This window comes from Ferruginibacter sp. SUN106 (assembly GCF_050611765.1).
Taxonomy (GTDB): domain Bacteria; phylum Bacteroidota; class Bacteroidia; order Chitinophagales; family Chitinophagaceae; genus Ferruginibacter.
In genome coordinates this window covers 132,749-151,531 of the sequence record NZ_JBODJC010000005.1, presented here as the reverse complement: position 1 = coordinate 151,531, position 18,783 = coordinate 132,749, and the positions used below count along the sequence as shown (strand labels likewise).

The following is an 18,783-nucleotide window of genomic DNA, read 5'->3' as shown; positions in this document are numbered from 1 at the left end:
ATTAATTAATGTTTTGAGATCTGGCGTACTTCAACAGTATTGCCTTCGCCTTGTAAAACCGGCGAGCCTTTGGCAAACTCAACCGCTTCTTCCACAGTTTCGGCTTTTACCATAATGTAACCGCCAAGGGTTTCTTTAATTTCGCCAAAGGGGCCATTAGTAACAATGCCCTTGTGCCGCACTACTTTTGCATCATCAAAAAGTAAACCAGTGCCGCTGATAAATTTGTTTTGAGCAGCAATACTGCCCACCCAATCCATTTGTTGTTTCATCCATAGCTGCATTTGCTCAGGCGAAACTTTTGCGGTGGCATTTTCATGTCTGAAAATTAAAATGAATTCTTTCATCTGTAAAAATTTTAAATTGTTATGGAATGTTTGAAGTATACTCCAATAACAATTGACATTTTATAAACTGGACACCAGGCCCGTTATTTTTGTTTTATTGCTTGTGCTTTTTTCTCAAGTATTTTACGGAATAATGTCTTCTGGAAATTAGTTTATGCCTGCCGGTGCTAAGTATTCAGATATTTATTGGGTATGTTGGATGGATAGTACTCTGTTCCATAATTAGCTTTCAGCAATAAAGAAACAATTTCATAAACGTGGGCTTCTGTTCTTTGAAATTGACGCAGGAGGCCCATCATTGCATAGCTGATTGGGTTTACAGATGGGATAAATGTTTCCCATGCACAGCCTTTACCCCAAATGAGTCCTTTTATGGTTAACGCCAGGTCTGCATCTTGAGTAATAAGATATTTCATTACTTCAATACATTTATTACCATCTTGATTTACTGTATGAAAAATCGGGGTCTGTCCGCCAAAACCGTTTTTATCAAGCCCTGCTTTTGCATTTATGTCTGCACCGTATTTTACAAGAACCCGGGCACAGGATAAATGGTTGTATTCTGCACAAATGTGTAATAAAGAAACTTCGTAAAGCGGAGTAAAAGTACAATCAAAAGAATATTTTTTTATCAATCCGTTTTTATCATTACTTAATTGAAAATCCAGCAGGGAGGCGTTGTCTGATAAAACAGAAAGCAATATTTTGTCATCAAATTTTAAACCATAGTCAATAAAGGCTTTTATGCATTCCTTAAAAAGAGGGCCACGGCTGTACATATTTATTAGCTCATACACAAGGGGTTTGCCGTTAACTATTTCATTGGGATTTATACCCTTTTCAAAACAGTCCCTGATTCCCTCAACAGAATGAAGTTCAAAATTGGTTATGATTTCCTGTAAATAGTCCACGAGAAACTAATTTTAATGACACCTTAAAATTACCGACTGCTCACAAACAAAAATTTACTTACCACTTTAAATCAGCAACTACAATAACTCATACAAAGCCCTCAGCTTTTCCCTGGTCATAATTTTTTCCCAGTCTTTACCCAGGGCGTTTTCCCAAAGGGGTTTCATGCCTAATGATACATTGATCATTTTATCAAAATCTTCATCGCTTAGGCCGGCGCAGATATGTTGAGGAATATCGATCTTATTTTTTTCTACCATTATTTTAAATTCTTCCACACCTTCGGGATAATAGTCTTGTAATTTATCAAACACAATACAATTACCTACACCATGTTTGGTACCCAGCAAGTAACTGAGGCCATAACTAACGGCATGCGCTACACCCACCTGGCTGTATGCAATGCTCATACCACCTGCATAAGAAGCCATCATCAGTTTGTCATCGCTGTCGGCATCCCAGCCGCTTTTATTCACATATACTTCACGGCAAAGCTGGAGGGCTTTTTCGCCATAACTTTTGCTGAATTCATTCAGGTAAGTACCGGTTAAACTTTCAATGCAATGAATATAACAATCCATACCTGTATAGAAGCGCTGGTTGGCAGGTGCACCGGCTGTTAATTCAGGATCTAAAACAATCTGGTCAAAAGGCGTAAAGTCGCTGTTCATGCCCAGCTTTTTGGTGGGGCCGGTTAATACAGTAGTGCGGCTAACTTCGGCACCGGTACCGCTTAATGTTGGAATGCCCACTTTGTATACGCCGGGCTGTTTTACCAGGTCCCAGCCCTGGTAATCGGCAGAAGAACCCGGATTATTCATCATCAACCCAACCGCTTTGGCAAGGTCCATAGCAGAGCCGCCACCAATACCAATTACACCACTAACGGTACCGAATTCATCTTTTAACTGGTTGGCTAAACTATCTACATAAGTGGTTTTAGGTTCGTAGGTAACGTCTACAAAAATGATCTTGTCGTTGCCACGAACAGGCACCCTGTTGGCTAATGCCTTGCCTTCAAAAAAATGATCTACTAAAAAAACCATTGGCGCCCCCGCTTTACGGTGCGGTGCAATAATTTCATCTAACTGGTTAAAACTGCCCCGGCCATAAATTACATAGCCCACCATTTTAAAATTTCTGAATGCCATAGATTGCTTTTTTAGCCGCCACGAAATTAGTGAAAATATTCCCGCAGAATACGCAGAAATCGCAGAGTAATGCTTTTTCTTTTCTGCGCCTTCTGCGTATTCTGCGGGCCACTAAAACAGAGTGTCGGCAAAGATGAAAACTACATCTTCAGCATAAGGAGATACCCCTGTATTAAGGTTTTCTTTTCTGCGATTTCTGCGTATTCTGCGGGACACCCCAAAATAAGTGGCACAGGGTATTGGTAAAGCAGAAAAAATAAATCATCTTGTTGCAAATAATTTTTATGCCCAAATACGAGCAAACCATTGCGCTTATCAATACAGAAAAGGAAACAGCATTTGCCATTGCTTACCAGGCGATGATAAATTTAAACTGGCTGCCGCAATATGCCGGCCCGGATAAATTGCTGGGCACAACGCCAAAGAACTGGAAGACCAATCCACTGCAGGTAATAGTTACTATACTAGATGACAGCTTAACCGTAAGCAGCGAAATGGTGAGTGGCGAATCGTTTGATATGGGAGGAAAAAATAAAAAAACCACGGCTGCATTTTTAACTGCTTTTGAAGCAGCAACAAAAACTACTAATGAAAGCACCATAGAAAACAATAAAAGTGCCATTAATATTTTAAGAGCAGCTACAATTAAAACGGCGGAGCAGGAAGCACAACAAGCGGCAGAAATTGATGCCGCCATGAATTTATCGGGCAGCAACCTGTATGTTACTTATGCAATTATGGCAATTAATGTGGTAGTGTTTATTTTAATGGCAATAAATGGGGCTGGTATTTTTGAAGCAAATGGACTGGTACATGTTAAATGGGGCAGCAACTATACACCCCTTACTTTAAGCGGCGACTGGTGGCGGCTTATTACCAATGTGTTTATTCATTTTGGTATTATTCACCTGGCCATGAATATGTATTGCCTGTACATGGTGGGGGTGTATTTAGAACCGATGCTGGGCAAAGTAAAATATACTGTAGCCTATTTATGCACGGGTGTGCTGGCCAGCCTGGTAAGCCTGTGGTGGCATAAAGAAGGGGTGAATAGTGCAGGTGCATCAGGCGCTATATTTGGTATGTACGGATTGTTCTTAGCGCTGCTTACTACTAATTTAATTCCTAAACAAATGCGGCAGCCGTTACTGCAAAGCATCGGCATTTTTGTAGTGTATAATTTAGTATATGGCATGAAAGGCGGCGTGGATAATTCGGCACACGTAGGAGGATTGGTGAGCGGGTTTGTGATAGGCTATATTTATGTGTTGGGTATCAAAAAAGAAAAAGAGGGACAAAAACTGCAATGGATTGTGCCGGTGATAGCATTGCTGACTGCTGGTGCGGCGTATGGTTATTTAAATCAAAATGTAGTTTCTACTGAACAAAGAAGGGTTGAATTAGACGTAGTCAAAGGGGCATCGTTTAAAGACACCGATTTATATCAAGAAAAATTGAGCCAATTTGATGTGTTGCACAAGCAAGCAATAGACATATCTAATGATTCAACTGCAACTACAGACGAAGAACGCCTAAATAAGCTTATACAGGCAAAGCCCATTTGGAATAAAGCAGAGGCGTTAATTACAGAAGCCAATAGCCTTGATATCTCTGAAGCAAACCATAAAAAAGCAGCTAAACTTTTGGAATATATCCAATTGAGAAAGATAGAAAATGATTTACTTTCTATCTTAAATAAAGAAGGTAACCAGAGTGAGCAGGAAGATGCCAATAAAAAATTAAAAGAAAACAGCGACAGAATTTATGTTGTTTTGGACGAACTAAAACAGCTATAACATCTTCTCTGCTCTTTCCAGATCTTCCGGAGTATCAATCTCCACACCCATGTATTTTGTAACCACCATCTTTAATGGTATACCGTTTTCTAAATAGCGGAGGCATTCTACTTTTTCTGCTGCCTCAAGTGGTGTCATGGGCCAGCTGGTGAAATTGAGGAGTGCCTGCTTGCGAAATGCATACACCCCGATATGTTCGTAATAAGTGACTGCAACATTTTTGTCTCGCTGGTAAGGGATTACACTACGGCTGAATAGTAATGAATTCATATTTTTATCAACAGCTACCTTCACATAATTGGGATCACTGATAAAAGAGTCGTCATACAAAACCTGCATCAGCGAAGCTACCTGCACCTGTTCATCAGCAAAAACTTCCAGCAATTTTCTCAACGGATCTGCCTGAACAAAGGGTTCATCGCCCTGCACATTTACCACAATATCTACTTCCATATCCGCAATGGCTTCCGCAATACGGTCGCTGCCGCTTTCATGCGTCTTCACACTCATTTTGGCCTTGCCGCCATGCTGTGTGATTTCGTTAAAAATAATTTCGCTATCGGTAACTACCATTACTTCATCAAACAAACCGGTGGCAACGGTATTATCATAAGTATGGCGGATAACAGTTTTATCTTTTAGTACCTGCATTAATTTGGCAGGAAAACGGGTGGCTGCATAACGTGCCGGTATCATCGCAATAGTTCTCATCTAAAAAAATTAAGAGCACAAAGTTACCGATATTATAGCATGTCCGACCCTAAGGATTTCTATATAGAAAACTCTTTTTTGTATCAATTAATAAAGCACTGATACACTATTTCTTGTTATCTCTCCAGGCAATTATAAAAATTTTTAAATGCCTTTTTAAAACAAATTGAATTCCCTATATTTGAATACCTGACTTTTTCCGATTGCAAGCCTTAATTAATTAAACTAACTGTTATGCAAGCAAGCGAACTGGTGCAATCGTATTTGGTAGATGCCAATACCTGGGATGAAATGTATAAAGATACTGCCGTAAGGGAGCAGTATAAAAAGGCACTGGATTTTTTGCAGCAACTTTCCGTTGACGAACTGAATAAAAAAGAAGAACTGGCCAAACGTTTGTTTATGAGCCAGGGTATTACTTTTACAGTATACAGCAGCGGCGAAGGCATTGAAAAGATCTTTCCCTTTGATATTATTCCACGTATCATTACCGCACCTGAATGGGATTTTATTGAGAAAGGTATCAAGCAAAGGCTACGTGCACTCAATCTTTTTTTAAAAGATATTTACAGCAACCAGTTTATTATTAAAGACGGGGTGATACCGGCACAAATGATCTACAGTTGTCCGCATTACTTAAGAGAGATGCACAACTTTCCTGTGCCTTACGATATTTATGTGCATATTTCCGGTATCGACCTGATAAGAGACAGCGACGGGTCGTTTTATATTTTAGAAGATAATTTACGTACACCCAGTGGTGTAAGTTATATGCTGGAGAACAGGGAAATTACCAAACGTATCTTTCCCGACCTGCTGCCGCATAACAATGTAAGAACGGTAACAGAATACCCTAATATTCTGCACCGCAATTTAGTATCGCTTTCTCCAAGACAAATTTATAACCCCACCATAGTTTTATTAACGCCGGGCATTTATAACTCTGCTTATTTTGAACATACCACATTAGCAAGAATGATGGGTGTGGAGTTGGTGGAAGGAAAAGACCTGGTGGTGGACAATCATAAAGTGTATATGAAAACCACATCGGGCCTGCAACAGGTAGATGTGATTTACAGAAGGGTGGATGATGAATACCTGGATCCATTGGTTTTTGATCCCGGAAGTTTATTGGGCGTGGCCGGTATTATGAGCGCTTACCGAAAAGGCAATGTAGCCATTGTAAATGCAGTGGGTAATGGCGTGGCTGATGATAAAGCCATTTACACTTTTGTTCCTGCCATGATCCGCTATTATTTAAATGAAGAGCCATTATTAAAAAATGTGCCTACCTATCAATTAGCAAAAGATGATGAAAGAGAACATGTGTTTAAAAATATAGAACGCATGGTAATTAAAAAAACCAATGCCAGCGGCGGCTACGGTATGCTGATGGGTAGCGCAGCCGACGAAAAAGAAATTGAAGATTATAAAAAAGAAGTATTGGTTAATCCAAGAGAATTTATTGCGCAACCGATCATTAGTTTATCCAGTTGCCCCTGTTATATGGACGGCACGTTAAAAGCAAGAAGGATTGATCTCAGGCCTTATGCCTTGTGCGGTCCCGGTGGAATAGAGATCGTTCCCGGAGGATTAACAAGGGTGGCGCTTAAAGAGGGATCGCTGGTAGTGAATTCGTCGCAAGGTGGTGGTAGTAAGGATACCTGGGTGTTGGCAGAATAGTAATGAATAATTGATAAAATTAATAATGAATAATTAATGTTAAGTAGAGTTGCAGACAGTTTATTTTGGATGAGCCGCTATATGGAAAGAGCGGATGGTATTTTAAGAATGCTGAAGATTAATTATGCTTCTTCGCAGGATGATATACAGGAATTTTCGTGGAAACCGGTGTTGCGGATATTTACTTTTTTAACGGATGAAGAAGCTACCGGTTTAGCAAAAGATACCAGGGCTGTTTTGCAGTTTATGGTTACCGATAAAGATAATCCTAATTCGGTTTTGAATGTGGTAACACAGGCAAGAGAAAATGCAAGGAGCGTACAGGATCATATTACCAAAGAAATGTGGCAATGCCTGAATGATTTTTACCATACCGTTCGCCAGGAAAGACTGATCTATTTGTTGCAAAAAGAAGACCCCATTACAGTTTTAGATACGTTAATTAGGGAAGGATTATTGTATTACGGTACTACCGATGTTACCATGGCAAGGGGTGAAGGCAACTCTTTTATTAATATTGGAAAATTATTGGAAAGAGCTATCCAGTCAGCAGATATTTTAGATATTAAATTCAGCGATTTAAATTATCAACTGGATAAGCCTGCTGATACTACGTATTGGAAATATATGCTGATGTCTATCTCCGGTTATGAATTGTATTTAAAAACTTACCGTAGTGGGTTTGAAGCTAAAAAAGTTATGGAACAAATTATACTGAATGAAAATTTTCCCCGTTCGGTACTGTATTCTGTAACGCACCTGCATAAATATTTCAGCCGCTTAAAAAATAACAGCAATAGTATCAGTTTTAATGAAATCGATTTTATGATTGGTAAGCTGGAAAGCAAAATAAGATTCTCCACCCCCGATTCTATTATCGACGAAGGCCTGCATCATTATTTAACGGAAACCAAGTCGGCACTATTTCAGATCGGCAGTACCTTAAGCAAAAATTATTTCGGCAACAGCTAGGGCGTGAGCCGTGAGTGGTGAATCGTGAGAGAAGAACTCTAAATTCGCTTATCCTACTCACGACTGACGACTCACCACTCACGATTTTAAAATATAAAAGCACTCCAACCATGCCCCAATTTGTTATTCATCACGCCACAAAGTATACTTACCCCGAACCTGTAATGGACAGTGCCAACCAGATTATGCTGTTTCCGTTAAAAGATGAATTCCAGGAAGTAAAAAGCCAGCAGATCTTTATCACCAACAATCCTTTTTTAGAGGTATTTAAAGATTATTATGGTAACGAGATCGGCTCGTTTATGAATATTGCGCCACATATGGAATTGCGGATCGATTCTACTATTTCGGTAGTTACCAAACCCCGTTTATTACCAGCTGATGACGAGGACACTCCTGTGCAATGGAGTCATTTGGAAGATATAAAATACATTATTCCATTTATAGATTTTTTAAAGCAGGAAAATTTTAAAGACCTGGGTGAAGTAAAAGCTATTGCAGATGCCGGGTTTTATAAAACCGTATCAGTATTTACAGCAGTAAAACAACTGAACGAATACGTGTATAAAAATTTCAATTACATAAAAGGCATTACTACTGTTGAAACCACTTTAGATGAGATATGGAAATTAAAAGCCGGCGTTTGCCAGGACTTTGCACATATTTTATTGGTGATGTTGCGTTTGCTGGGTATACCTGCACGTTATGTAAGTGGCTATGTTTGTCCGCACGATAGTAGCCTGCGTGGAGAAGGCGCTACACACGCCTGGGTAGAAGCCTACATTCCTTTTTACGGCTGGTTGGGTGTAGACCCTACCAATAATTGTATGGTAAACGACCTGCATGTTCGCTTAGCTATCGGCAGAAGTTTTAGCGATTGCTCTCCTGTAAAAGGTACCTACAAAGGCACGGCCAAACAAACTTTGGAAGTAGGCGTTTCAGTTTCGCACGAAGATGGATCTGTAGCAAGGCAGGAAGCAGCGATATTAACACCACAGGTAGTAACCGCTTCTTTGATCAGTGATGAAGATGATGGCAATAGTTACAGAAGGTATATGCAGATGGTACAACAGCAACAGTAGTACAGTACCCTGAAACTGAAGTTTCGGGACATTAACCGAAGTGATAACTTCAGTGTACTAAACGCCGAAGTGCAGTAAATGGCGGCTTGTTTATTTAATAAAGTACGCTGAAACTAAAGTTTCGGTACACTAACCGAAGTAATAACTTCAGTGTACTATACCCCCGAAGTCCAGTAAATGACGGCTTGTTCATTCAGTAAAAAAATCTCAAACTCTGTAACAGCACCTTGTGTACTGGTGATGGTTACTTTTTTGGTCATCCCGGGTTTGCCATCAAACATTTCGTGTTCCACATCCACTGTTTTTTCGCCAATGGCACTAGTAACTACTGATTTTTTTGTTGGAAAAGGATCCTTCTCACCAATAAGATCAGGATACTGATTGAGGATACGTAACAATAAAAAACATTCTTCAATACTAAAGCCGGGTAAGATGTACACCTGCGAACTGGTTTCATAACCCTGTGCTTCGTGCCACTCCATACCATTTTTAAAAAACTGTTTGGTAAGAGAAGATTCACCCATTTCATTCAGGGATTCATCTGTTTTTTTAATTACCAACGGGCTGCCGGTGGCAGCGGAAAGTTGTGCAAAATATTCCTTTAATGTTTTAGTACCGGCTTTGGGTGGCGGAACAGACAATAAATAATTACTCACCACATAACCTTCTTTGTTATTGTATTTTACTTTCCACCAGTGGCCGCTAAAACCTTCGGTGATAATTGCTTTAGACCGGGAAGTATCTGTCAGCGGAATTACCTTTTCTGCATAATTAATTTTCTCTACCACTTTTGCGTTGGCATTTGGTGTTTCCCTTAAGCTGATGCCTGTTTTAGCAGCAACATAATACACGTTTTGTGCTTGTGCAGAAAAAGTAAACGCAATAAAAAACAAGAAGAATAATTTTTGCATAGCAGGTAATATTTTACACTGCAAGTTTACAAAAACTATGTATAGAGCTGGTGGAGATTTATTCTATGGTTATTCAGAAATAGTAAAAGGTCTTTTAAATTACCTGCATTTAAAAACTCAACGGCAATTCATCCATAATACTTTTGCAATGCTGGCAGCGGTACTTTTTACTGTAAGTGGAGGTTTGCCCATAAGCGACCTGGTTTTTTAATTTGCCCCAAAAACTTTCGGGCTTATCTATTTTTACCTCTGCACTTAAACCGGTTTGTTTACAATACGGGCAAACAAGATCATTCAGGTATAAAGTTTCTGCTTCTTTAATTAGATCAACGGCTCTTTCTGCCTGTGTTTCTTCCACCATTAGTTTTATACCTCCAACGGCGGGGTTGAGTAAAGGATCGATGGTAACGATATTTTCATCTTTTAAATGACAGTTGATATAATTTTCTTCCAGCATGCCCAGGGTCATATTGGGCAGCATAAAATTATCAAAGGTGGCGATCTGTTTAAAATTCATTTGTTTTACTGTTTTCCGTCGATGATCAATGGTGTGTTTCCCTTACCCATCACAATTACTTTTGCATTGGCACTCAAAGCTAATTCTTTCATGGCTTTAATTTGTTCGTATTGCAATTGCTGATCGGTAAGCCCGGTGTTGATGATGCGCTGGTAATCTGCAATACCCTGTGCCTCTACTCTTTTCCGTTCTGCTTCCTGTTTTTCTTTCTGTAAAACAAATTCCATTTTCTTGGCATCCTGCTCAGCATTTATTTTAGATTCAATAGATGCTTTTACAGAATTAGGTAACGTAATATTTCTTACTAATAACTGCTCCAGCATCAGACCACGTTTTTTAAAATCCTCTTCAATGCTTTTATAAATGCGCTGCTGAAATTCATCTCTTTTATTGCCAAACAGATCTACCGCCTGGTAGTACACTGCATTATCCCGTATCTTGGTACGGGTAAGCGGCCGCACAATTTTATCTTCATAATCATTACCGGTTTCTTTCAATAATTTGGGCGCTTCTGAAGCAACGATGCGGTATAAAACGGTAAGGTCTATTGTAACTTCCAGGCCATCACTGGTCAATACTTTTATTGCATCATCACCCGATTTACGGCCTTCGTCATTTACACCGCTCATGGTATAATTCTGAGTTTTTACGTCTAACTTTTTTATATCCAGTAATGGATTTACAAAATGCAGGCCACTACCCAATACATCATTTTGAACACTACCGAACAAAACTTTTACACCAATTTCGCCGGCGTCAATTTGTTTAATGCATGAGGTTAATATGCCCAATACTATAAAGACAAGACCCACCAATCTTCCGATAGGTTTAAATTTTTCCAACGCAGGGTTATTTTTTAAAAATGCGGCGGCACCAACAAAAATAATAATGCCCAGTACAATTAAAAACATGGTTTATAAGTTTAGAGCTGTAAGTTCGGTAGAAGAATTTAGAGTTGAGGGAATGATTTTGCACATACTTTTTCAAGAATAAAAAAAGCCGGAGTTTTACTCCGGCTTATGATAATAATATTTTTCATTATTAATTATTCAACATCAATGGCATTACCAGCATCAGCAATTCTTCATTATCTCCCATTTCGGTAGGTTTAATAATGCCTGCTTTTGTAGGCGTGCTCAATTCCATATTGATCTCCGGTGTATCGGCACCGTTCAGCATTTCAATTAAAAATTTTGCATTGAAAGCGATCTGCAGATCCTCGCCATCATATTGACAAGCCATGCGTTCGTTACCTTCAAAACTAAAATCCACATCCTGTGCAGCCAGTTGTAATTCGCTGCCGCTGATGCTTAATGCCACCTGGTTGGTGCTCTTGTTACTAAACACACTTACACGGCGCAAAGCATTTTGAAAATCACTTTTGCTGATGGTCATTTTATAAGGATTGTCCACCGGTATCACCACTTTATAATCAGGGAAACGGGCATCGATCAAACGACACACCAGTTCGGTACCACCATGTTTTACAAATAAATGATTGCTGTTGTAGCTGATGTTTAATTCATCTTCATTATCAGGCAAAGAACCTTTTAATAAACTCAATGGTTTTTTTGGAACGATGAAAGAATCTTTTTTAGGGCAACTGACATCCGTTCTGGTATAACGCACCAAACGATGAGCATCGGTGGCAACAAAGGTCATTCCTTTTTTATCCAGTTCAAAAAACACACCTGTCATTGCAGGACGAAGATCATCATTACTTACCGCAAAGATGGCTTTGTTGATGGCAGTAACCAACGCAGTAGAGGTCATGGTAAAACTGTTGGCATCATCAGCAGCTGGTTCTTTAGGAAAGTTATCCGGGTTTTCTCCCATCACTTTATACTTACCATTATCACTGGTTAATTCCACTCCAAAATTCTTGTCAATATTAAAAGTCAACGGTTGCTCAGGAATGTTCTTTAATGAGTCCATTAAAATTTTTGCAGGGATACACACTTTGCCGCTGTCTTTAGCTTCAATATCCAGGTGTACTTTCATTACCGTTTCCAGGTCGGTGGCCACTACGGTGAGTTTATTTTTTTCAATTTCAAACAAAAAATCTTCCAATATCGGTAAAACCGTATTGGCATTAATAACACCACTGATCTGTTGCAGTTGTTTCAGCAAAGCCGAAGAAGAAACGATAAACTTCATAAAATATATATATTATAGCTCCAAAGATAAAAGATTGCTTGTAATGAAGATAATAAAAATTGGTGCCCTTGTGAATAACTGGCTAATATTGTTATTAAAGCTTGATTTTGCTGTAAGCAGTCTATTTTTGTACTCACATGAACCCTCAGAAATTTACACCACAACAAGCCCTGCCCAAAGCCAAACACTATTGTGCTTACCAGGAACGTTGCCATAGCGAAGTAAAGGAAAAGCTGTATGGTTTTGGGTTAAACACCAAAGAGGTAGACCAGATTGTAAGCACATTGATAGAGGAAAATTACCTGAACGAGGAACGCTTTGCTATACAATTTGCCGGCGGACATTTCCGCAGTAAAAAATGGGGACGGGTAAAGATCAGTTATGCATTAAAACAAAAAAGGATTTCTCCTTATTGTATAAAAAAAGCATTGAAGCAAATTGATGAAGAAGAATATGCCAAAACCCTGCAGAAGCTTTTTGAAGAAAAATTGCGGACATTAAAAAGCGAAAAAAACAGCTTCATTAAAAAAAGAAAACTGCAGGATAATTTAATGCAAAAGGGCTATGAAACTGAATTGATACGGGAGTTGCTGGCAGAAATATAAAACCGAAGCTTTTCAACTCCGGTTTTAATAATATCAATGGCTATACTTTTTATAATCCCATTTCATCGGCGCTGGGCCCGTAACTACCGGGAATAGGTACATTCAGCAAACGAAGGAATACACCCATTTGAGCACGGTGATGAATGATCTGTCCGAAACACATTCTTAATACATCGTGTTTGTTATCATTCACCCATATCTCTTCACCGTTACGCATCATCCAGTTGTCTTTAAGCTGTTCATCTTTTCCATTGGCCAAAGCTGTTCTGCCTTCTACCAGGTTTTTTTCAAACAGCGTTAGTAATTCAGGAGTGGTGTTTACCTCTTCGGCCTGGTAAGGATTTTTTGCAAAGTCCAGTTCACTGGTATTCATTACCATACCAAACCAGGTAAAGATGTCGGCTATATGAGTAGCCAATGATTTTATGGTCATACTTTTTTCGTGAGGCTTCCAGCCAAACTTATCGGTGGGGATAACGGATAGCATTTTACGTGTGGTTAATGCTTCTCTTTCTAATTCTTGTTGAAATGCGGTGATTTGTGACATGGTATAAGTTTTTGTTTATACCACAAAGAAAATATGAGGTTGTGACAGCCTTATGTCAGCAGTAAAAAATAATTTTAAAAAAGTAAATGAACCATATAGGCATATGAGGGCATTTAAGAAAACATATAAGGTCTTCTGTATAAAACCTTATATGTCCTCATATGCCTTTTATGGTGCAATTTATTTTACTTTTTGTGAAATATCGTTTAGTACGTTCTTTACAATATCTCTCAATTCCTGCGGCTTAACAATATCAGCATTATCACCAAAATGCATATACCACCTTGCAAAACCATTTAATGATGCAGATAAAAAAGTCATTTCAATTTTATCACCCACTTCTTTTTGCGATACAAAGCCATTGTAATATTTCTGGTCGCCAAAATAGGGGAGGATATGTTTATCAATTAATAGCACTACTGTCTGCAGGTTTTTTTCTTTAGACTCTTTTGATAAAAAACTTTTTAAAGAAGGATGCTGTTGTTTAAAGTGTTCATCCGTAACATGTAGTTTATTAATACTTGCAAATTTAAAAGTGCGGTAATCTTTACGCAGCCTGCAATACGCCACCATGTACCATTTTTCTCCTAAATAATAAATACCTACCGGTTCCACATCACGTTTGCTGTGTTGCTGATTGTGATTGGCAAAATAATCCAGCTGTAATACATTTTTTTGTGCAATGCTCTGCAATACATTTTGCAAATGAATAGTATCATTGGTTCGCCTGGGCACGTATTGGTTTTCTATTACCTCAATATGCTGTTCCATATCTTCCAGGTAATCTTTTTCGGTAAGGCGCAATACTGCTTTTACTTTAAGCATGGCGGTAGCATAATTTTTTTTGGTAGAATCATCGGTTAATTTTTCTACCAGTTTTTCAGCGGTTAAAAAAGCAGTGGCTTCTTCTTTGGTAAACATCACCGGTGGTAAACGATACCCTTCCATAATAGAATAACCGATACCAGCTTCTCCAATGATGGGCACACCAGCTTCATCCAATGCTTTGATGTCACGATAAACCGTACGTAAACTCAGTGTAAACTTATCAGCAATTTCCTGCGCTTTTACCACTCTTTTAGATTGCAGCTGAACAAGAATAGCAGTAAGACGATCAATGCGGTTCATGAAAATTGTTTGTCTTCAAAAGTAAAACAAGTTTAAAACTTCAGACAAGAAATAAACAAATCAGTAAACAAACGGGCGAAGATGTATCAGCTAATATTTTTTCAGCGTATCAGCATAGGTATTAAAATCAGTAAAGTTATTGTTCCATGTTGTTATTGAAAATTCATAATCCCAGGGTTCAATATAACGTGCTCTTATAAGTTTAGCCTGTTCAAAAACTTTAGTATAATCACCGGCAGGAAAACTGGTGGTATTATCAGAACGGTCAATTACCTGGCAATAAATATCGCCAGGGAAATTCTTTAACACTGTAATGAGCCCGGATTGATAGGTGGTACCACCTGATATCCACCACATGGCTGCACCTACACGATGGTCCAAAGTATTATCTGCCCACAACGAATTAATAACAGCTGAAGCAGGTGTAGAAGAATTAAACAGGTCGTGCACTTCAAAAGCCAATGCTTTTTTACTGAATGCAGTAGCAAATCTTTTTGCATTTTGAACAGAGGCGTTGATCCATTTGGTTTCGGTATAACCAGCGTTTGTAAAACCGGTTTGGTTAAAACCATTCAGATGTCCTTCAACACCATTGGCAGTCATTTGAGGAATATAAACCAATAACAGCGATGTATCATTATTATATCTTTCGGCCAATTTATCTGCTAACTTTCCAAGATAAATTAATGCAGTATCGTTCCATATCAACGGCAATTTATAAGGTTGACCCTGGAACAGGTAATCAAAATACGGCACATTTTTTTGTGAGATCAGCCAACCGGGACTTCCAATACCACCAGCTAAAATTGCTAGTGAATATTTTTTATTCTTTGATTTTATAGCATTGATCTGGTTGTCGAGTACAGTAAAATTAAAACTGCCTTCCGTGGCTTCAATATCTTTCCAGAAAGCCCTGATTAAAACGCCCCTGTTGTTTGAATTATTTAAAACTGTTGCAGAAGTAGCACCGGCACTGGAAAATACACCCGAAGGCTTTGTAACTCCGCTTACAGAAGTTACCGGCGCAGGAGAAGTACCACCTGAATTTTTTTTGCAGGAAAATAAAAATGGAAAAGCAATAATTAAAAGCAGGTATTTCATACACAGTTTTTTGCAGGACTTTATAATGCTGGTAAACTTTAATAAAACTATCAGCATTTTAAATAACGCTTATACAGCCGGAATATTTTCTACCAGCATTTCATTGCCTGCTTTGTCGTAATAGGCGCAGGTCATTACCGCCATATTCACCACCCATTTTTCTACGCCGTATTTTGCACAGCTCTGGCAAAAAGAAAGGTAATCAGATTTTCCCTGCTGGTGTTCTTTCAGCTCTTTTATAAATGAAACAGCATTGCTTTTATCAGCTATTGTAAGAAGCGCATATTTTCCAACCGACTCAACAGCATAATTATCTCTTCCAAAAAATATAGCATGACTGTCGCTTACATAAGTTTCATAAGCCGTAACGCCCAGTTTAATAATGTCCTGAATGTAATTAGGAAAATCTGCCCCCGATTTTACTTTGGCGTGTGCTGCTTTAATGGCTTCAAGTGTAAACATGTAAATTTTATTTTTAGATAAATGATTTGATACAGCAAAGTTGCCCCAAAAGGTATAGCTGTAATTGTAAAAAATCGTTTTTCTTATTCCGGCGAAAAAAAGGCCTCAGGGGTTTCGCCGGTAAACTGTTTAAATTCTTTTATGAAATGTGCCTGGTCATAAAAACCAGCTTCATACCCAAGATTGGTTAGTGAATTTTGTGGATTGTAGTTTTTAATAGTGTGTTTAAAACGTATGATACCAGCAAATTTTTTTGGAGATGTGCCTACTACCTGGCGAAATCTTTTTTCAAGCGGGCTTTGGCTGATATGTAATTGCGCCAGCAAATCTTTGATTTTTATATTGCCTTTACTTTTATGAATTAATGCTAATGCCGTTAATACTAAATTATCCTGGGCAACGGGCCTCATCCTGGAAATAAGGAAATCTTCTACTACTTTTATTTTTTTATCATCTGTTGCAGCAGCATAAAGCTGTTCTTCAATAAGCAGCAACTCAGAACGCAGCATAAAATTATCCAATGAAATACTCTCCCTGAATAATTCATGAATAGGTTGTTTAAAAAACTTATTAGCACCGCCTTCGTTAAAATAAACCAAAACAGTTCCGGTATCTGCAACATTTTTAAATACACGGTAACTATCATGTAAACCAGTGAGCCCCGATTTACTTAACTCAATTTGTTGTTCATTGCTAATGTGCGATAGTTTGCCTTTATATTGAAAACCAATTACTAACCCTGTATCGGGCAACACCTTGTATGTTTTTTCTTCTTCGCTTTCAGATATAGCGAAAGTTTTTATGTACGGTGTTAAAACCGGTGATGGTATAAAAGTGATGAACTTCATCAGGAAATTTACTACTAATAATTTTTACAATCTCGGGTTAGCAGGTTTAATTGCTTTATCAAAATTATTAACACCACGGGTTTTTAATTTTCTTTTGAATACTTTATCGCCTGCAGTAATGTACAGTATATTAAAATCGGGGCCACCAAAATACATATTAGATACCTGGTTATTAGAAGGTGGTGTTGGCAATACCGCATTCACACGCCCCAACTGATCCATAATTTGTAAACCAATTTTTGTGGCTACAAAAACTCTTCCTGCAGTATCACATTTCAATCCGTCCGACCATGCATTATCATCAGCATCTGCTGCATGCAGCCAGCCATAATGTTGTTTATAGGTTAATGTACCATCTGTTTTTATTTTATAGATCCATACCCAATGTGTTGCCGATTCGGTAACGTATAATTGTGTTTGATCCGGCGATAAGGTAAGGCCGTTAGCAAATTTTAAACCTTCATCCACCACTAACTTTTCGCCATTGGGGCGAATGAGATACAGCTTACTTGGTTTTGTAACTCCATCTGGGGATGTTACATAGATATTACCATTATTGGCAACAACAATATCATTGCTGCCAATGCTGTCTGCAATCACGGTTACCATTTCATTTTTATCATAACTTAAAATTTGTTTGCTTCCACCTGCGGCAGTGTATCTTTTTCCATCAGTGCCAAAGCTTGTACCACTTGCTCTTTTGCTATCAATATTCAGTGTAGTTAATTTTCCATCCAAACCAATTGTATAAGTTTTAGAAACCGGAATATCATGAAAATAAATTTCATCTTTGTTATTAGCAGCAATACCTTCTGTAAACTGGTAACCTTCTCCTACTAATTGCCAGTCTTCACCAGGAATAAGCAAGTCACTTAAAAATTGATTTTTGCTTTTGCCTGTTGCAACAGCCTTTGGCCAGTCTTTCCACAACCAACGCATTGCATCCGGAAAAACAGCGGTGCCCTGGTTACCATTATGTCCGTATTCGCCCCAGGCATGATTGACTTCGTAACCCGAAAAAGTTAATGCTCTTTCCATGGTTTGATTGGCCATCCACCAATCGCCTGCATAAATGTTCAGGTCATTAGCACCATCCTGCAAAAAAATGCGGATAGGTTTGGGTTCATATTTTCTAATGAGAATCGGATAACGATCGGCGCCACGCAAACCAATATACGTTCCTATTGCACTAAACACTCTTGAAAATGCTTCCGGATGTTCCCATGCTGCAGTAAAAGCGCAAACAGCACCGCTGCTGCTGCCACCAATGGCACGGTCGTTTCCATTTTTAGATAAGTGTATGGCACGGCCATCAGTTGTTTTTTGTTTTTCTACTTCGGGTAATATTTCTGTCAGTAAAAATTTGGCATACGCATCACCCAAACCATCGTATTCAAAACTGCGGTTAAAACGGTCGAGTGCGTCGGAATTATCTGCCAATACTTTCCCCGGTGTGATGAATACACCAATGGTTACCGGCATTTCTTTATTGAAAATTAAATTATCGAAAACCGTTGGTGCTTTCCATTGAATGCCATCCTGGTTTACATACACACAGGCAGGCTGCTCCGGTTTGTATTGTTTTGGAATGTAGACCCAATAGTCTCTTGTGGTGCCGGGAAATACTTTGGATTGATTAAATGTAAATTTCAATACTTCACCTTTTGGTACGCCGGCATGTTCTACACTGGCAGAATCAATCGGGTATTTTTCTGTTGGTTGTTGGGCAAATAGATGTGTTGCAAAAATTAAGCACACGAAAAGAAAAAGTTGTTTCATGTTCAATCGTTATAGGTAAGAAGGTTTAGTACTAAACATTTCCAAACAAGATAATTAGTAAGATAGAAAAACTT

Annotated in this window: 19 protein-coding genes; 5 read left to right on the top strand and 14 right to left on the bottom strand. The window is 38.6% G+C overall.

Annotated elements, in window-relative coordinates; translation table 11 throughout:
• Positions 1-5: 5 nt before the first annotated feature.
• From ACQ334_RS20130 to ACQ334_RS20120, 3 genes are all read right to left on the bottom strand, one after another.
• Positions 6-347: a YciI family protein gene (locus ACQ334_RS20130; RefSeq protein ID WP_430990066.1), complete on the bottom strand. Its 342-nt coding sequence runs from the start codon at positions 345-347 to the stop codon at positions 6-8.
• A gap of 167 nt (positions 348-514) precedes the next feature.
• Positions 515-1,144 carry an ankyrin repeat domain-containing protein gene (locus ACQ334_RS20125; protein ID WP_430990065.1) on the bottom strand — a complete coding sequence of 210 codons (630 nt, stop codon included), beginning with the start codon at positions 1,142-1,144 and terminating at the stop codon, positions 515-517.
• Positions 1,145-1,336: 192 nt separating this feature from the next.
• On the bottom strand, positions 1,337-2,410 hold the full coding sequence (locus ACQ334_RS20120; RefSeq protein WP_430990064.1) for an iron-containing alcohol dehydrogenase family protein: 1,074 nt from the start codon (positions 2,408-2,410) through the stop codon (positions 1,337-1,339).
• A 284-nt stretch (positions 2,411-2,694) separates the two neighbouring features.
• Here ACQ334_RS20120 and ACQ334_RS20115 point away from each other — a divergent pair, with 284 nt between their 5' ends.
• Positions 2,695-4,206 carry a rhomboid family intramembrane serine protease gene (locus ACQ334_RS20115; RefSeq protein ID WP_430990063.1) on the top strand — a complete coding sequence of 504 codons (1,512 nt, stop codon included), beginning with the start codon at positions 2,695-2,697 and terminating at the stop codon, positions 4,204-4,206.
• On the opposite strand, the gene kdsB is transcribed toward ACQ334_RS20115, so the two are convergent.
• On the bottom strand, positions 4,201-4,917 hold the full coding sequence (kdsB, locus tag ACQ334_RS20110; RefSeq protein ID WP_430990062.1) for a 3-deoxy-manno-octulosonate cytidylyltransferase: 717 nt from the start codon (positions 4,915-4,917) through the stop codon (positions 4,201-4,203). The genes ACQ334_RS20115 and kdsB overlap by 6 nt on opposite strands.
• 234 nt (positions 4,918-5,151) lie before the next feature.
• On the opposite strand from kdsB, the gene ACQ334_RS20105 reads away from it, so the two are divergent.
• The 3 genes from ACQ334_RS20105 to ACQ334_RS20095 all read left to right on the top strand — a co-directional run bounded on the left by ACQ334_RS20105 (position 5,152) and on the right by ACQ334_RS20095 (position 8,654).
• Positions 5,152-6,600 (top strand): circularly permuted type 2 ATP-grasp protein, encoded by a 1,449-nt coding sequence (locus ACQ334_RS20105; RefSeq protein ID WP_430990061.1) that lies wholly within the window; start codon positions 5,152-5,154, stop codon positions 6,598-6,600.
• Positions 6,601-6,636: 36 nt separating this feature from the next.
• Positions 6,637-7,572: an alpha-E domain-containing protein gene (locus ACQ334_RS20100; RefSeq protein ID WP_430990060.1), complete on the top strand. Its 936-nt coding sequence runs from the start codon at positions 6,637-6,639 to the stop codon at positions 7,570-7,572.
• Between the two features lie 110 nt (positions 7,573-7,682).
• Positions 7,683-8,654 (top strand): transglutaminase family protein, encoded by a 972-nt coding sequence (locus ACQ334_RS20095; protein ID WP_430990059.1) that lies wholly within the window; start codon positions 7,683-7,685, stop codon positions 8,652-8,654.
• Between the two features lie 155 nt (positions 8,655-8,809).
• Here ACQ334_RS20095 and ACQ334_RS20090 read toward each other — a convergent pair whose 3' ends face one another.
• The 4 genes from ACQ334_RS20090 to dnaN all read right to left on the bottom strand — a co-directional run bounded on the left by ACQ334_RS20090 (position 8,810) and on the right by dnaN (position 12,239).
• Entirely contained in the window at positions 8,810-9,565 is a 756-nt protein-coding gene (locus ACQ334_RS20090) for an SH3 domain-containing protein (protein ID WP_430990058.1), read from the bottom strand.
• Between the two features lie 109 nt (positions 9,566-9,674).
• Positions 9,675-10,082, bottom strand: a complete 408-nt coding sequence (locus ACQ334_RS20085) for a hypothetical protein (RefSeq protein ID WP_430990057.1) — start codon at positions 10,080-10,082, stop codon at positions 9,675-9,677.
• Positions 10,083-10,087: 5 nt separating this feature from the next.
• Complete coding sequence (locus tag ACQ334_RS20080) at positions 10,088-10,993, bottom strand: prohibitin family protein (protein ID WP_430990056.1); 906 nt, start codon at positions 10,991-10,993, stop codon at positions 10,088-10,090.
• Between the two features lie 130 nt (positions 10,994-11,123).
• A complete protein-coding gene (gene dnaN, locus ACQ334_RS20075; protein ID WP_430990055.1) occupies positions 11,124-12,239 on the bottom strand; it encodes a DNA polymerase III subunit beta in 1,116 nt (371 codons plus the stop codon).
• Positions 12,240-12,376: 137 nt separating this feature from the next.
• Here dnaN and ACQ334_RS20070 point away from each other — a divergent pair, with 137 nt between their 5' ends.
• Positions 12,377-12,844, top strand: a complete 468-nt coding sequence (locus ACQ334_RS20070; RefSeq protein WP_430990054.1) for a regulatory protein RecX — start codon at positions 12,377-12,379, stop codon at positions 12,842-12,844.
• 49 nt (positions 12,845-12,893) lie between these two features.
• Here the strand turns inward: ACQ334_RS20070 and ACQ334_RS20065 are convergent, their stop codons facing one another.
• From ACQ334_RS20065 to ACQ334_RS20040, 6 genes are all read right to left on the bottom strand, one after another.
• On the bottom strand, positions 12,894-13,391 hold the full coding sequence (locus ACQ334_RS20065; RefSeq protein WP_430990053.1) for a DinB family protein: 498 nt from the start codon (positions 13,389-13,391) through the stop codon (positions 12,894-12,896).
• 180 nt (positions 13,392-13,571) lie between these two features.
• A complete protein-coding gene (locus ACQ334_RS20060) occupies positions 13,572-14,519 on the bottom strand; it encodes a helix-turn-helix transcriptional regulator (protein ID WP_430990052.1) in 948 nt (315 codons plus the stop codon).
• Between the two features lie 90 nt (positions 14,520-14,609).
• Entirely contained in the window at positions 14,610-15,620 is a 1,011-nt protein-coding gene (locus ACQ334_RS20055; protein WP_430990051.1) for a hypothetical protein, read from the bottom strand.
• A 69-nt stretch (positions 15,621-15,689) separates the two neighbouring features.
• Complete coding sequence (locus ACQ334_RS20050; RefSeq protein WP_430990050.1) at positions 15,690-16,082, bottom strand: DUF1398 domain-containing protein; 393 nt, start codon at positions 16,080-16,082, stop codon at positions 15,690-15,692.
• Positions 16,083-16,165: 83 nt separating this feature from the next.
• Positions 16,166-16,930, bottom strand: coding sequence for an AraC family transcriptional regulator (locus ACQ334_RS20045; protein ID WP_430990049.1), 765 nt, complete (start codon positions 16,928-16,930; stop codon positions 16,166-16,168).
• A 24-nt stretch (positions 16,931-16,954) separates the two neighbouring features.
• Positions 16,955-18,709: an SMP-30/gluconolactonase/LRE family protein gene (locus tag ACQ334_RS20040; RefSeq protein WP_430990048.1), complete on the bottom strand. Its 1,755-nt coding sequence runs from the start codon at positions 18,707-18,709 to the stop codon at positions 16,955-16,957.
• Positions 18,710-18,783: the final 74 nt, after the last annotated feature.

Excerpts from the sequence above, each read along its gene's own strand:
- ACQ334_RS20085 (WP_430990057.1), bottom strand. The coding sequence starts at position 10,082 with ATGAATTTTAAACAGATCGCCACCTTTGATAATTTTATGCTGCCCAAT.
- ACQ334_RS20100 (WP_430990060.1), top strand. The coding sequence starts at position 6,637 with ATGTTAAGTAGAGTTGCAGACAGTTTATTTTGGATGAGCCGCTATATG.
- ACQ334_RS20060 (WP_430990052.1), bottom strand. The coding sequence starts at position 14,519 with ATGAACCGCATTGATCGTCTTACTGCTATTCTTGTTCAGCTGCAATCT.
- ACQ334_RS20095 (WP_430990059.1), top strand. The coding sequence starts at position 7,683 with ATGCCCCAATTTGTTATTCATCACGCCACAAAGTATACTTACCCCGAA.
- ACQ334_RS20120 (WP_430990064.1), bottom strand. The coding sequence starts at position 2,410 with ATGGCATTCAGAAATTTTAAAATGGTGGGCTATGTAATTTATGGCCGG.
- ACQ334_RS20105 (WP_430990061.1), top strand. The coding sequence starts at position 5,152 with ATGCAAGCAAGCGAACTGGTGCAATCGTATTTGGTAGATGCCAATACC.
- ACQ334_RS20080 (WP_430990056.1), bottom strand. The coding sequence starts at position 10,993 with ATGTTTTTAATTGTACTGGGCATTATTATTTTTGTTGGTGCCGCCGCA.
- ACQ334_RS20070 (WP_430990054.1), top strand. The coding sequence starts at position 12,377 with ATGAACCCTCAGAAATTTACACCACAACAAGCCCTGCCCAAAGCCAAA.
- ACQ334_RS20055 (WP_430990051.1), bottom strand. The coding sequence starts at position 15,620 with ATGAAATACCTGCTTTTAATTATTGCTTTTCCATTTTTATTTTCCTGC.
- ACQ334_RS20130 (WP_430990066.1), bottom strand. The coding sequence starts at position 347 with ATGAAAGAATTCATTTTAATTTTCAGACATGAAAATGCCACCGCAAAA.
- ACQ334_RS20090 (WP_430990058.1), bottom strand. The coding sequence starts at position 9,565 with ATGCAAAAATTATTCTTCTTGTTTTTTATTGCGTTTACTTTTTCTGCA.
- kdsB (WP_430990062.1), bottom strand. The coding sequence starts at position 4,917 with ATGAGAACTATTGCGATGATACCGGCACGTTATGCAGCCACCCGTTTT.
- ACQ334_RS20115 (WP_430990063.1), top strand. The coding sequence starts at position 2,695 with ATGCCCAAATACGAGCAAACCATTGCGCTTATCAATACAGAAAAGGAA.
- dnaN (WP_430990055.1), bottom strand. The coding sequence starts at position 12,239 with ATGAAGTTTATCGTTTCTTCTTCGGCTTTGCTGAAACAACTGCAACAG.
- ACQ334_RS20050 (WP_430990050.1), bottom strand. The coding sequence starts at position 16,082 with ATGTTTACACTTGAAGCCATTAAAGCAGCACACGCCAAAGTAAAATCG.
- ACQ334_RS20065 (WP_430990053.1), bottom strand. The coding sequence starts at position 13,391 with ATGTCACAAATCACCGCATTTCAACAAGAATTAGAAAGAGAAGCATTA.
- ACQ334_RS20040 (WP_430990048.1), bottom strand. The coding sequence starts at position 18,709 with ATGAAACAACTTTTTCTTTTCGTGTGCTTAATTTTTGCAACACATCTA.
- ACQ334_RS20045 (WP_430990049.1), bottom strand. The coding sequence starts at position 16,930 with ATGAAGTTCATCACTTTTATACCATCACCGGTTTTAACACCGTACATA.